Source organism: Mesorhizobium sp. M8A.F.Ca.ET.218.01.1.1 (genome assembly GCF_004791165.1).
Taxonomy (GTDB): domain Bacteria; phylum Pseudomonadota; class Alphaproteobacteria; order Rhizobiales; family Rhizobiaceae; genus Mesorhizobium.
On record NZ_SRUZ01000007.1, the window covers coordinates 342672 to 356275 of the forward strand.

Consider the following 13604-nt stretch of genomic DNA (forward strand, 5'->3'; position numbering starts at 1 on the left):
GTGCAAATGTCTCAATTTAATCGCCCGAAGAGATTTTGGCGAAATCTGGGCGCACTAGCAATTTTGCGCCAAGACTGTCGCTATCACGCGAACTGCCCCCCGTCCAAAGTTGCACATTCGCTCACATGTTCCCAATCCATGCCGTCTTTGACATCATGGCCCGGATGCGGAATGTTAATCGGCGGAAAGCCAACAATGGGAGTTAGTCATGACAATTTATAAGAGCAACGGCGACAGCGTTCCGGATCATATCCTGGCCATGGCCGAAGAAGCCAAGGCAGGTAAGGTTGATCGCCGCGAATTCCTGGCCATGGCAAGCGTCTTCGGCGCCTCGACGGCGATGGCTTATGGCCTTCTCGGTCTCGCCGATCCGACGCCGGCAAGGGCAGAAGAGGTAAAAGGCAAGAAAGGCGGCACGCTGAAGGTCGCGCAGTGGATCAAGGATCCCAAGGATCCTCGCAAGGCCGACTGGTCGGAAATTGCCAATGCCGAGCGCCAGGCGCTCGAGCCGCTGGTCAAGTATACGAGCGAATATACGTTCCGCCCTTATCTGCTGGAAAGCTGGGACGTGAACGACGACGCCACCCAGTATACGCTGCATGTGCGCAAGGGTGTGACCTGGTCCAACGGCGACCCCTTCACAGCCTCTGACGTCGTCTTCAACCTGAAGCGCTGGGCCGACAAGAAGGCCGAAGGCAATTCGATGCCCGGCCGTCTCGGCTCGCTGGTCAAGGATGATAAGCTCGACGAAAGCGCCGTGACCATGCCGGACGACCACACGGTCGTGCTCAAGCTCGGCAAGCCTGACATCGCGCTCATCCCCAACATGTGCGACTATCCCGGCCTGATCGTCCACAAGACTTTCGACGAGAAGGGCGGCGACTTCAAGAACTGCCCGATCGGCACCGGCCCATTTGAGCTCGTCTCCTACGACGTCGGCCAGAAAGTCGTCTACAAGCGCCGCGAAGACAACAAGTGGTGGGACGGCGAAGTGTTCCTCGACGGCATCGAATTCATCGACTACGGCACCGATCCGGCGGCCATGGTCAGCGCTTTCGAGGCTGGAGAAGTGCACACCAATTTCGAAACGTCGGCCGACTATGTGTCGATCCTCGACAAGATGGACCTGGTCAAGTCGGAAATCGTCACGGCTTCGACCATCGTCTGCCGCACCAACGTCAACAACAAGCCCTATGGCGACCAGAAGGTGCGCAATGCGTTGCAGCTCGCGGTCGACAACAATGTCGTCCTGCAGCTCGGCTATGGCAATGCCGGCTCGGTCGCCGAAAACCACCATGTCTGCTCGATCCATCCGGAATATTACGAACTGCCTAAGGTTGCCCGTGATCCGGCCAAGGCGAAGGCGCTGATGGCGGAAGCCGGCCAAGCCGACTTCGAACACGAGCTGATCACCGTCGACGAAGACTGGCACAAGAACACCGGCGACGCGATCGCCGCCCAGCTGCGGGAGGCCGGGATCAAGGTGAAGCGCACGGTGCTGCCGGGCTCGACGTTCTGGAACGACTGGACGAAGTATCCGCTGTCAATGACCAACTGGAACATGCGTCCGCTCGGCGTCCAGGTTCTGGCCATCGCCTATCGCACCGGCGAGGCCTGGAACGAGGCTGGCTGGTCGAACCCCGACTGGGATGCCAAGCTCAATGCGGCACTCGCCGTTGCCGACGCTGCCAAGCGCAAGGAAATGATGAAGGACATCGAGGAGATCCTGCAGGCTTCCGGCATCATCATCCAGCCCTACTGGCGCAAGCTCTACAGCCACTCGGTCAAGGCGGTGCAAAACTACAAGATGCATCCGACCTTCGAGCGCGACTACGGCAAGGTCTGGCTCGATCAGGCCTGATCGATCGGGCCGGGGAAAGGGGCATTGCCCCTTTCCCTCCCTCTCTGCGTCGCCATTGCAGGTTCGTCCGCAAAAAATACGGACTCACCCGGGAAGGCCATGCAATAAAAACAGGGTTGATCGCATTCGAGGGCCTGTTTGACGGCCAGTCCGCCGGTGACGGCAGGCGAGGCTTTGAAGCCGGCTCAAAACCCAACCCCATCGGCAGGGGGCCGCCATGCTTTCTTTCGTTCTCAGGCGTCTCGGCACCATGGCATTGACGATGCTGTGCCTGACGATGATCGTCTTCTTCCTGATCAACCTCGAACCCAACCTGAAGAAGCTGGCGATCAGCCAGACGGAAATGCACACTTCGGCCGAACAGCTGGAGGACTGGCTGATCAACCATGGCTACCGGCAGAATTTCTTCGTCCGCTACGGACAGTGGCTGGGCCTGCTGCCCAAGCAGCCGGTGACCGACCCGGCGACCGGCAAGCCGACGCAGCGCTTCACTTTCTGCAACGATCCGGCCGTACCAACTTTCTCCGGCGTCCTCGAAGGGGATTTCGGTTGCTCGACCAAGTTCAAGACGACCGTCGCCTCCAAGCTGTTCCCGGCACTTGGCGCGACCGGGATACTGATGTTCTGTGTGTTGGCGGTGATGGTGCCGGTATCGCTCTTGATCGGCATCCTGGCCGGCATGCGCGAGGGGTCGCGAACCGACCGCGTGCTTTCGGTGGCCTCGATCGCCTCGACGGCGACGCCGGAATATGTGTCGGGGGTCATCTTCACCGTCATCTTCGCCTCATGGCTCGGCTGGTTGAACGGCTCGGCCGCGTCGGCCAGCCAGGGCATCACCTTCTACAATTTCACCCTGCCGGTGATGACGCTGGCGATCTACGGCATCGGCTACATCGCCCGCATGACTCGTGCCTCAATGGTCGAGGTGATGACGCAGCAATATATCCGCACCGCCCGGTTGAAGGGTATTTCCTTCGGCGGCGTGGTGGTGAAACATGCGCTGCGCAACGCGCTGATCGCACCATTCACCGTCATCATGCTGCAATTTCCCTGGCTGCTCACCGGCGTCGTCATCGTCGAGGTGATGTTCCGCTACCAGGGCTTCGGCTATACGCTGGTCGAGGCCGCCGGCAACAACGACATCGATCTTCTGCTGGGCTGTTCGCTGGTCTCGGTGTTCATCGTCTTGATCACGCAGCTCATTTCCGACGTCGGCTACGCATTCCTCAATCCGCGCATCCGGGTTCAGTAGGGAGAAGGCGCATGCAAGCTCAATATATCGGCGCCTCCACCATCATCCTCGAAGTGCTGTGGCGCTTCTGGCCGGTCTGGGTCGCGCTTTTCATCGTCATGGGAGCGAGCTTCCTCTACAGGAAGAAGCTGGCGCTCTACGGCCAGCTGTTCGACAGCGGCGTCGGCATCGTCGGCGTCGGCATCTGCCTGTTCTGGCTGTTCACGGCGATCTTCGCCTCGACCATCTCGCCCTTCGATCCGCTTGGCCAGATCCCGATCATGAAGGACACGCTGCCCGGCGCCATCGAACCGCAATCGGGGCTTGTCTATCTCTTCGGCGGCGACAAGCTGGCACGCGACGTGTTTTCGCGTATGGTCTATGGCAGCCAGATCGTGCTGATCATTGCGCCGGCGGCGACCGGCTTCGCGCTGATGGTCGGTATCACGCTTGGCCTGCCTGCCGGCTATTACGGCGGCAAGATCGACACGGTATTGTCGTTCCTGGCCAACCTCGTGCTGGCCTTCCCGGTGATCCTGCTGTTCTACCTGCTGGTGACGCCGGGCATCATGGACACGCCGATCCCCTATGCCATGGCCGGCGTGTTCTTCCTGTTTCCGATCATCTTCTTCAGCGTGTTGTTCTGGACACGCTACAAGAACCGGCCGGACCGGCTGTACATCCTGCTCGGCATCACCCTCATCGTCGGCGGCTGGATCTATCTTGGCCTCGTGTTCGACAAGGACCCGCTGCACATCGTCCACATCGATCCCAACCAGCTCAACATCTTCGTGGCGGTGGTGTTTGCCTCCAGCCCGGGCGTGTTCCGCATCGTGCGCGGCCTGGTGATGGATATCAAGACGCGCGACTATGTGGCCGCGGCGCAGACGCGCGGTGAATCGCCCTGGTACATCATGCTGTGGGAGATCCTGCCCAATGCACGCGGCCCGCTGATCGTCGATGCCTGCCTGCGCATCGGCTACACCACCATCCTGCTCGGCACGTTGGGCTATTTCGGCCTCGGCCTTGCGCCCGAGAGCCCGGACTGGGGCACCGCGATCAAGGACGCCAGCCGATTGCTGCGCTCTTTCATCCATCCGGCGCTGCCGCCGACGATCGCGCTGATGTCGTTCGTGCTCGGGCTCAACCTGTTGGCCGACTCGCTGCGTGAACAATCGATGAAAGACTGATTGACGGGCCTTGACCCGCGTCTGGTACAATTTGGATTGGAGCGACCCATGAACGAGGCAGTTCGAAATCCCGCCAAGCCGACCAGTGGGCCGATCATCGAGATCGAGAACCTGTCGATCTCCTTTTTCACCCGCAAGGGCGAGATACCGGCGGTGATGGATTTTTCCTGCACGGTCATGCCGGGCGAGGCGATGGGCATCGTCGGGGAATCCGGCTGCGGCAAGTCGACCGTGTCGCTCGGCATCATGCGCGACCTGTCCAACATCGGGAAGATCGTCGGCGGCAGGATCAAGTTCCAGGGCAAGGACATGGGCGAGCTCTCCGACGAGGAGCTGCGCGCCATCCGCGGCAACAAGATCGCCATGATCTACCAGGAGCCGATGGCCAGCCTCAATCCGGCGATGAAGGTCGGCCAGCAGTTGATGGAAGTGCCGCTGATCCACGACAAGGTGTCGAAGGAAGAGGCCTACAAACGCTCCCTCGAAATGGTGCGCGCGGTCAAGCTGCCCGATCCCGAGCGCATGATGCGCTCCTATCCGCACCAGCTCTCCGGCGGCCAGCAGCAGCGCATCGTCATTGCGATGGCGCTGCTGTCGAAGCCGGCGCTGCTTCTGCTCGACGAGCCGACGACGGCGCTCGATGTGACGGTGGAAGCGGGCATCGTCGAACTGGTCAAGGGGCTGGGCGAGAAGTTCGGCACGTCGATGATCTTCGTGTCGCACAATCTCGGCCTTATCCTCGAGACCTGCGACCGCATCACCGTGATGTATTCGGGCGAGGCGGTGGAGACCGGGAAGATCAAGGACGTGTTCGACCGGATGCGCCATCCCTATACGCAAGGGCTGTTCCGCTCGATCCCGCTGCCGGGCGCCGACAAGAACTCGCGGCCGCTGATCTCGATCCCCGGCCAATTGCCACTGCCGCACGAGCGGCCGAAGGGCTGCAATTTCGGTCCGCGCTGCCACCATTTCGTCGAGGGCGTCTGCAACGCCGCCGAAATCCCGATGGTCGAAGTCGCCGGACACGAGGGCCATTTCTCGCGCTGCGTACGCTTCAACGAGATCGACTGGGAAGCGCTGCCGCCCGGCGCCAAGAAGGTCAACGAAAAGGTCGTGCCCGGCGCGCCGGTGCTCAAGATCGAGGATCTCAGGAAATACTACAAGGTCGGCGGCAGCGAGGTGTTCGGCTCGAGCGAGGGCCGCGTCGTCAAGGCCAACGAGACGATATCGTTCATGGCGCGCGAATCCGAGACGGTCGCCATCGTCGGCGAATCCGGCTGCGGAAAATCGACGCTGGCCAAGGTGCTGCTCGGACTTGAGACGGCAAGTGCCGGCACCGTGACGCTGGGCAACAAGCAAATCCAGTCGACCGGCATCGAGAGCCGCAGCGTCGACACCGTGTCGTCGATCCAGATGGTGTTCCAGAATCCGTTCGATACGCTCAACCCCAGCCATTCGGTCGGGTCGCAGATCATCCGCACGCTGGAAAAATTCAATGTCGGAAAGACGGTCGCCGACCGGCGCAAGCGCATGCTGGAGCTGCTCGACCTGGTGAAGTTGCCGCGCGCCTTCGAGACCCGCAAGCCGCGCCAGCTTTCCGGCGGCCAGAAGCAGCGCATCGGCGTGGCGCGCGCCTTTGCCGGCGACGCCAAGGTTGTCGTGGCCGACGAGCCGGTTTCGGCCCTCGACGTTTCGGTGCAGGCGGCGGTGACCGAATTGCTGATGGACATCCAGCGCAAGAACAAGACGACGATGCTGTTCATCAGCCACGATCTGTCCGTCGTGCGCTACATCGCCGACCGCGTCGTCGTGATGTATCTCGGCTATATCGTCGAGCAGGGCACGACAGACCAGATCTTCGCGCCGCCCTATCATCCCTATACCGAGGCGCTGCTGTCGGCGATCCCGATTGCCGACACCAGCGTGGTGAAGAAGCACATCGTGCTGGAAGGCGACATCCCCTCGGCGATGAACCCGCCCACCGGCTGTCCGTTCCAGACCCGCTGCGGCTACAAGAAGCTGGTGCCCGACAATCTCTGCGAAACCAAGGTGCCGCCGGTGAAGAATCTCGGCGACGGCCATATGAGCCTGTGCTGGCTTTCCGACGACGTGCTCAAGACCATGGAGCCGGTCATCAAGTTCGACAAGGAACATGCCGCGCATGAGGGCGTGCCGGACGATGCGCACGGCACCGGACCGGGCTTGGCGGGGACAGCGCCCAACCGGCCGCGTGGCAAAAAGGGCAGCGCGGAAGCCGACCAGATCGGGGACGCCGCGGAGCAGGGCGAGGCGGGCATGCGAGCCCGTCGCCACGAAGTGCGCGACGAGGTTTCGGAGACCGGTGTTTCGAAGCCGAAAGACACGACGCGGCGGCACTAACCTGAAGCAGGTATCAGGAGCCGCATTGCCGTAGCTGCGCGTCATAGTCGCGGGCCATCTTGTCGGTGGCCCGGGCGTAACCCTGCACGCCGGCGTCGCCACGGTTGCCGCGGCCATAGGCGCTCCAGCCGAGATAGTAGGCGAGGTAGAGGTTGTAGGTGTCGTTGCGCGCGACGCCGTAGCTGTCGGCTGTCTTGGAATGATACCAGCCGACGAAATCGACGGCATCGGCGAATTTCGTCCGCCGTGCCGCCCAGTTGCCGGTTTCGCGCTGATATTGCGACCAGGTTCCGTCCAGTGCCTGCGAGAAGCCGGTAGCCGAGGAGACGTGCTTCCAGGGGATGAAGCCAAGCAGCTTGGTGCGCGGCGGCCGGGCGTTGCTCTTGAAGCCGGATTCCTTGCGTACGGTGGCCATCAGCACCGGCACCGGCACGCCGTATTTCCGCGACGAGCGCTCGGCGGCCGACTGCCAATTGTCGAACCAGCCGTCATTCTGGTCGAAGACGGCGCAGACATTGTTGATGTGGCTGGGCGCGGTGGCGCAAGCCGAAAGCGCCAACAGCGCGCAAACCGCAACAATTTTACTAAAACTCGACCTACGCATGGGAGGAGCAATAGGCCGAAATCATAAAGGGAATCTTGCTGCGGCCGTTAACGCTTCGTCGGCACGAGCAGATGAGAAAACATCATATCAATATTCCGACGCACACGGTCGCCTCTTAAAAACTGGTGTCGAGAAAATGCCGCCTTGGCTAAAATCACGCCGGCAAACGGCGTATTTCTGACAGACCGGCCGCACTGCCGAAGCTTTGATGCCGGCATGACCGAACCAAGACGCAAGCGCGGCGCCGAGCGCACCAGCAACAGGGGGCCAGCGCCCATCGCGCAGCTGCCGCCCAGACGGGTGACGAATCCCTATCCGCCGATGGCGCTGTTGTCGTCCGACCAGATCGAGGCGATCCATCAGGCGTCGATGCACATATTGGAGAATTTCGGCATCGAGGTGATGAGCCGGAGGGCGCTGTCGCTGTTCGAGAAGGCCGGAGCCACGGTCGACCATGCGACGGCGAATGTGCGCGTCGATCGCGGCATGGTGGAAGAGGCGCTGAAGACGACGCGGACCACTTACACGCTGACACCGCGCAATCCGGCCAAGTCGATCCACCTCGGCGGCAATACCATTAATTTCACCTTGGTCGCCGGGCCGCCGAACGTGCACGACATGGAGCGCGGCCGTCGTGCCGGCAACCTGCGTGACTATGCCGATCTCACCCGGCTGGCGCAGCATTTCAACTGTATCCACATGCTCGGCAATCAGGTCTGCGCGCCGGTCGAGCTGCCGGCCAACTCACGCCATCTCGACACCTACTTCACCAATCTGACGCTGACCGACAAGAGTTTTCATGTCTCGGCGATCGGCCGGGGCAGGGCGCTGGATGGCATCGAGATGATGGCGATTTCGCGCGGGCTGACGCTGGATCAGATGCGCGACGATCCCGGTATCGCCACCATCATCTCGGTCAACTCGCCGCGCCGTTTCGACGAGATGATGGCCGAGGGGCTGGTGACGATGGCCGAATACGGCCAGTCGGTGGCGGTGACGCCGTTCACGCTGATGGGGGCGATGAGCCCGGTGACGCTGGCCGGCGCCCTGGCGCAGCAGAATGCCGAGGCGCTGTTCGGCGTGGTACTGACACAGCTCGTACGTCCGGGCGCGCCCGTCATGTACGGCGCCTTCACCTCCAATGTCGACATGAAGTCGGGCGCGCCGGCCTTCGGCACGCCTGAAAACACCAAGGCCAACATCGCCTCGGGGCAATTGGCGCGGCGTTACGGCCTGCCATACCGGACGACGCCCGGCTCGGCTTCCAACGCCGCCGATGCGCAAGGCGCCTATGAGACGCTGATGGCGCTCTGGGGCGCGGTGCTCGGCCACGGCAATCTCGTCTACCACGCCGCCGGTTGGCAGGAGGGCGGGCTGACGGCATCGTTCGAGAAATTCATCATCGACGTCGAGATGATCCAGCACATGATGGAGTTTTTGCGTCCGATCGTGGTCGACGAGGCCGAGCTTGCCGTCGAGGCACTGGGTGCGGTGCCGACAGGCGGCCATTTCTTCGGCGAGCCGCACACGCTGGAGCGCTATGCGACCGCCTTCTACCAGCCGATGCTGTCCAACTGGCAGAATTTCGAGGCCTGGCAGGAGGCCGGCGGCCTCGACGCGACGGCGCGCGCGACGCGGCTGTGGAAGAAGGCGCTTGAAGACTATGTCGAGCCGGCGATGGACATCGCCGTGCGCGAAGAGCTCGAGGCCTATGTGGCCAGACGCAAGGAAGCGATCGGGCAGGGCGAGCCGTGATTTCAGCGTCCGCTCTTCCCGTCTCGATTCATCTCACCCATCCAACTCATTGATATCAGAGAAAAATCCATGAAATCGCATGCAAAGGTCGTGGTCATTGGCGGCGGCGTCGTCGGATGTTCCGTGCTGTTCCATCTCGCCCGTCATGGCTGGACGGACATCGTGCTGCTGGAGCGCGACGAGCTGACGTCCGGCTCGACCTGGCACGCGGCCGGCGGCATGCACACGATCAATGGCGATCCCAATGTCGCCAAGCTGCAGAAATACACCATCAACCTCTACAAGGAGATCGAGGAGCTGTCCGGCCAGGCGACCGGCGTCCACCTGACCGGCGGCGTGCTTCTGGCTGCCACCGAGGCGCGGCTCGACTGGCTGCGCGGGGTCGTCGCCAAGGGCCGTTATCTCGGCATCGAGCTGGAGGAAATCTCGCCGAAAGAGGCGGCCGAACTGATGCCGCTGCTCGACCCCAGCCAGTTCGTCGGCGCCGTCCGCAACAAGGAGGACGGCCATCTCGATCCCTCGGGCGTCACGCACGCCTATGCCAAGGCGGCACGGAAGCTGGGCGCCGAGATCGAACGGTTCACCAAGGTGGAAGACATTGTGCGCCGTGCAGACGGGATGTGGCGCGTCATTACCAACAAGGGCGAGGTGGTGGCCGAGCATGTCGTCAATGCCGGCGGCCTGTGGGCGCGCGAGGTCGGCCGCATGGTCGGGCTCGAACTGCCGGTGCTGGCGATGGAGCACATGTACCTGATCACCGAGGACATGCCGGAGGTCGCCGCCTGGAACGAGAAAACCGGCACCGAGATCATCCATGCGGTCGATTTCGACGGCGAGCTCTATCTGCGCCAGGAGCGCGGCGGCATGCTGATGGGCACCTACGAGAAGGCCAACAAGCCTTGGTCCGAATTTTCCACGCCGTGGAATTTCGGCCATGAATTGCTGGCGCCGGACATCGACCGCATCGCGCCGTCGCTCGAGGTTGGCTTCCGACATTTCCCGGCTTTCCAGAACACCGGCATCAAGCAGATCATCAACGGGCCTTTCACCTTCGCGCCCGACGGCAATCCGCTGGTCGGGCCGGTGCGCGGCCTGCCGGGCTTCTGGGTCGCCTGCGGCGTGATGGCCGGCTTCAGCCAGGGCGGCGGCGTCGGCCTGGCGCTGTCCAACTGGATGATCGAGGGCGATCCCGGCGCCGACATATGGGCTATGGACGTGGCCCGCTACGGCGACTGGGCGACCATGGTCTACACCAACGCCAAGGTGCGCGAAAACTATTCCAGGCGCTTTTCGATCCGCTTCCCCAATGAGGAACTGCCCGCCGGGCGGCCGCTGAAGACGACGCCGGTCTACGACCTGTTGTCGGCCAAGGGCGCGCAGTGGGGCGTCGCCTATGGGCTGGAGGTGCCGCTCTGGTACGCGCCGGAAGGCGTCAAGGACGAGTTCTCATGGCGGCGCTCGAGCGACTTCACCCATGTCGCCGCTGAAGTGGCGGCGGTGCGCTCGGGCGTCGGCCTGTCGGAGATATCGAGCTTCGCCAAATACAAGGTGACGGGCGAAGGGGCCGCGGCATGGCTCGACCGGATGCTCGCCTGCAAGCTGCCGAAGCCCGGTCGCATGACCCTCGCGCCGATGCTCAAGGAAGACGGCAGGCTGATCGGCGATTTCACGCTGGCCAATCTGGGCGCCCAAGATCGGGAAGAAGCGGGCTGGTTCCTGGCCGGTTCCGGCATTGCCGAGCAATATCACATGCGCTGGTTCGAACAGCATCTGCCCGATGACGGGTCCGTCCACATCGAGGCGCTGGGGCAGAAGCTCACCGGCCTGTCGATCGCCGGTCCCAGGGCGAGGGACGTGCTGGCGAAAGCCACCCGCTCCGACATATCGAATGCGGCGTTTCCGTTCATGGCCATAGCCAAGATGGATGTCGGCATGGCGCCGTGCCTGGTCGGCCGCGTCAGTTACACCGGCGATCTCGGCTACGAGATCTGGGTGGCGCCGGAATATCAGCGCGCCGCCTATCAGGCGCTGATGGCGGCGGGAGAAGAGTTCGGCATCGGCCTGTTCGGCTCGCGCGCGCTCAACGCGCTGCGTCTGGAGAAGAACTACGGCTCATGGGGGCGCGAATACCGGCCGATCTACGGGCCGCTGGAGGCCGGGCTCGACCGTTTCGTCGCTTACGGCAAGGACGCGGATTTCATCGGCAAGGCGGCGGCGCTGGCCGAGCGCAAGCAGGGCGGCAAGCTCAGGCTGCGCGCCTTCATCGTCGACTCCGACGATGCCGACGTCATCGGCGATGAGCCGATCTGGTTCGGCGGCGCGGTGCGCGGCTGGGTGACGTCGGGCGGCTATGCCCATCATTCGAAGAAGTCGGTTGCCGTCGGCTATGTGCCGAAGGAGATCGCCGACGAGAGCCACGGCTTCGAAATAGAGCTACTCGGCAAGCGGCATGCGGCGCGCATGCAGGCGGCGCCGCTGTTCGACGCGAATTTCGAACGGATGCGGGGGTGAGGGCTCACCCCCACATGGGGGATCACGCGTTGCGGCGGTTGTCCAGCGCGAAGGCGCCGGCGCCGGCGAAGACCAGATAGAGGAAGATGAAGCAGAACGAGATCGCCGAATCGCCGCTGTTGTTGATGGGGAAGAAGTCGCGCGGATAGTGGGCCATGAAATAGGCGATCGCCATTTCGCCGGCCAGAAGGAACGCGACCGGGCGGGTGAAAAGGCCCAGCGCCAGCAGAACGCCGCCGGCGAATTCGAGGATACCGGCCGCTAGCGGCAGTCCGCTCAAGGCGGCGGCGGCGTGGTCGCTGGCTGGGAAATTGAACAGTTTCTGCGTGCCGTGCTCGACGAACTGCAGCGCGGTCATGATGCGCAGCGCGGCAAGCGCCTGCGGCTGGTATTTGGAGAGGCCATCGAAAAGCTTCATCTAAAACTCCATTTCAGCTTCCCGGCCGGCCATAGATTATCACCGGGCAACGGACCATTCACTTCCCCCGGCCTGCCATCAACAATTGGTGATTGGAAATGTTCCCCGGTCCGGCTTTTGCTGTTGTGCTCGCCAGGGTTGCAATTATATCGCTATGGTTGTATTGATTGTGAGTACTCCAGACATGTGGGTCCCTTGCCATGAAAAAAGTCGTCATCAGCCTGTTCGCAATCCTTATGGGCACCAGCCTCGCCATGGCCGAGGACGCGGGCTGCGAGGCTTTTAAATGGCCGGTGACGCGCGAACAGGCGCTGTTTGCAGAGGCACCCTCGAGACCGTCCGGAGCGACGCTGGCGGTGGGGGCCGCCGCGGACCTGGCGCTGCTGCCGGCCGAAAAGGCCGGCTTCGCGGTGCCGCCCGAACGCGCCCCTGCGGAGGGCACGTTCGGCGCCGTTGCCAGCGTGGCGGTGCCGCCGGACGGCTCCATCCAGATCAGCCTGTCGGGCGAGGCCTGGATCGATGTCATCCAGGACGGCAAGGCCGTGAAATCGTCCGGCTATAGCGGCGTCAAGACATGCCCCAGTGTCCGCAAGAGCGTGCGCTTCAAGCTGGCCGCCGGCACAGCCACTGTCCAGTTTAGCGGTGCCAAGAAGGCTGACCTGAAGGTCGCGGTATTGGCGCCGGAATGAGCCGACGCCAGCAAGCGTGATTTCAGCGGGTGGCGCGGACGCTTACCGCACCGGCGCCATCAAAGCGAAATGCGCGCCTTGCGGATCCTGGCATTGCACGACCCAGCTGCCTCCGGGAACCTCCATGGGTCCCATCAGGATCTTGCCGCCATTGTCGGTCACGCGTTTTGCCGCCGCGTCGATGCCGGTGACATTGAAATAGAACTGCCAGACCGGGACCGGAATCTGCTCGGGCTTGTTCATGATGCCGCCACCGGATTCAGGGCCGGCGGTAAAGGTCTGGTAGATGCCCATCGGCCCCATGTCGAATTCGCCGGCATTGGCCCAGCCGAACTGGCCGGAATAGAAATCGAACGCGGCCTTCCAATCGCTCGTGTAGAGTTCGTGCCAGCCGATATGGCCGGGCGTGCTGGCCGGCACGACGGGCTGGTCCGGACCGTTCGGCTGCAGGAACATGAAGGTGGCGCCTTGCGGATCGGCGACGACGGCGAAGCGGCCAACGCCTGGAATATCGTCGGGCCGGCGGTGAACGGCACCGCCTGCCTTTTCCAGTGACGCTGTTGCCGCGTCGACATCCCTGGCGTGGATATAGCCCAGCCATGCGGGCGGCATGCCCATCTTGGCCGCATCCTCGGGCATCGTCATCAGGCCGCCGACGCCACGCTCGCCGACATTCATGACGATATAGCGCGGCATGCCGGGCGCCTTGTCGAAGGGCTGCGCCGTCCAGCCGACCACGGTTGTGTAGAAAGCCTCCGCGGCGTCGAGGTCCGACGTCATTAGTTCGTACCAGAAGAAGGGCATCGGGGATTTTGGCATGGTCGGTCTCCTCACCGTTGTGCGCCGATCGTCGTTCGATCCATCCTAGGACGATCTCGACGACAGAAATCCGACATCTGGGCTAGAAATCGGGAACGGCAAGGCGCAGCCTTCTGGCAATCTTGCGTGCCTTGCGATTTTCGCCTT

10 protein-coding genes are annotated in these 13604 nt (G+C 62.8%); 7 read left to right on the forward strand and 3 right to left on the reverse strand.

The features are described from left to right. Positions 1-208: 208 nt before the first annotated feature. From EN861_RS25460 to EN861_RS25475, 4 genes are all read left to right on the forward strand, one after another. Entirely contained in the window at positions 209-1861 is a 1653-nt protein-coding gene (locus EN861_RS25460; protein WP_127277964.1) for an ABC transporter substrate-binding protein, read from the forward strand. A 217-nt stretch (positions 1862-2078) separates the two neighbouring features. Then, positions 2079-3113: an ABC transporter permease gene (locus EN861_RS25465; protein ID WP_127277963.1), complete on the forward strand. Its 1035-nt coding sequence runs from the start codon at positions 2079-2081 to the stop codon at positions 3111-3113. An 11-nt stretch (positions 3114-3124) separates the two neighbouring features. Further along, on the forward strand, positions 3125-4282 hold the full coding sequence (locus EN861_RS25470; RefSeq protein WP_127277962.1) for an ABC transporter permease: 1158 nt from the start codon (positions 3125-3127) through the stop codon (positions 4280-4282). 48 nt (positions 4283-4330) lie between these two features. Beyond that, complete coding sequence (locus EN861_RS25475) at positions 4331-6661, forward strand: ABC transporter ATP-binding protein (RefSeq protein WP_135866291.1); 2331 nt, start codon at positions 4331-4333, stop codon at positions 6659-6661. Positions 6662-6674: 13 nt separating this feature from the next. Here the strand turns inward: EN861_RS25475 and EN861_RS25480 are convergent, their stop codons facing one another. After that, positions 6675-7265, reverse strand: a complete 591-nt coding sequence (locus EN861_RS25480; protein WP_127277960.1) for a transglycosylase SLT domain-containing protein — start codon at positions 7263-7265, stop codon at positions 6675-6677. Positions 7266-7481: 216 nt separating this feature from the next. On the opposite strand from EN861_RS25480, the gene EN861_RS25485 reads away from it, so the two are divergent. Both EN861_RS25485 and EN861_RS25490 read left to right on the forward strand, forming a co-directional pair. Continuing rightward, positions 7482-9020 (forward strand): trimethylamine methyltransferase family protein, encoded by a 1539-nt coding sequence (locus EN861_RS25485; RefSeq protein WP_127277959.1) that lies wholly within the window; start codon positions 7482-7484, stop codon positions 9018-9020. Positions 9021-9089: 69 nt separating this feature from the next. After that, positions 9090-11531, forward strand: coding sequence for an FAD-dependent oxidoreductase (locus tag EN861_RS25490; protein WP_135866293.1), 2442 nt, complete (start codon positions 9090-9092; stop codon positions 11529-11531). 22 nt (positions 11532-11553) lie between these two features. Here EN861_RS25490 and EN861_RS25495 read toward each other — a convergent pair whose 3' ends face one another. Then, positions 11554-11949, reverse strand: a complete 396-nt coding sequence (locus EN861_RS25495) for a DoxX family protein (protein WP_135866296.1) — start codon at positions 11947-11949, stop codon at positions 11554-11556. Between the two features lie 200 nt (positions 11950-12149). Between EN861_RS25495 and EN861_RS25500 the strand changes: the two genes are divergently transcribed. Next, on the forward strand, positions 12150-12638 hold the full coding sequence (locus EN861_RS25500) for a hypothetical protein (protein ID WP_135866298.1): 489 nt from the start codon (positions 12150-12152) through the stop codon (positions 12636-12638). Positions 12639-12680: 42 nt separating this feature from the next. Here the strand turns inward: EN861_RS25500 and EN861_RS25505 are convergent, their stop codons facing one another. Continuing rightward, positions 12681-13457: a VOC family protein gene (locus EN861_RS25505; RefSeq protein ID WP_127279321.1), complete on the reverse strand. Its 777-nt coding sequence runs from the start codon at positions 13455-13457 to the stop codon at positions 12681-12683. Between the last annotated feature and the right edge of the window lie 147 nt (positions 13458-13604).

Excerpts from the sequence above, each read along its gene's own strand:
- EN861_RS25505 (WP_127279321.1), bottom strand. The coding sequence starts at position 13,457 with ATGCCAAAATCCCCGATGCCCTTCTTCTGGTACGAACTAATGACGTCG.
- EN861_RS25460 (WP_127277964.1), top strand. The coding sequence starts at position 209 with ATGACAATTTATAAGAGCAACGGCGACAGCGTTCCGGATCATATCCTG.
- EN861_RS25490 (WP_135866293.1), top strand. The coding sequence starts at position 9,090 with ATGAAATCGCATGCAAAGGTCGTGGTCATTGGCGGCGGCGTCGTCGGA.
- EN861_RS25465 (WP_127277963.1), top strand. The coding sequence starts at position 2,079 with ATGCTTTCTTTCGTTCTCAGGCGTCTCGGCACCATGGCATTGACGATG.
- EN861_RS25475 (WP_135866291.1), top strand. The coding sequence starts at position 4,331 with ATGAACGAGGCAGTTCGAAATCCCGCCAAGCCGACCAGTGGGCCGATC.
- EN861_RS25500 (WP_135866298.1), top strand. The coding sequence starts at position 12,150 with ATGAAAAAAGTCGTCATCAGCCTGTTCGCAATCCTTATGGGCACCAGC.
- EN861_RS25495 (WP_135866296.1), bottom strand. The coding sequence starts at position 11,949 with ATGAAGCTTTTCGATGGCCTCTCCAAATACCAGCCGCAGGCGCTTGCC.
- EN861_RS25470 (WP_127277962.1), top strand. The coding sequence starts at position 3,125 with ATGCAAGCTCAATATATCGGCGCCTCCACCATCATCCTCGAAGTGCTG.
- EN861_RS25480 (WP_127277960.1), bottom strand. The coding sequence starts at position 7,265 with ATGCGTAGGTCGAGTTTTAGTAAAATTGTTGCGGTTTGCGCGCTGTTG.
- EN861_RS25485 (WP_127277959.1), top strand. The coding sequence starts at position 7,482 with ATGACCGAACCAAGACGCAAGCGCGGCGCCGAGCGCACCAGCAACAGG.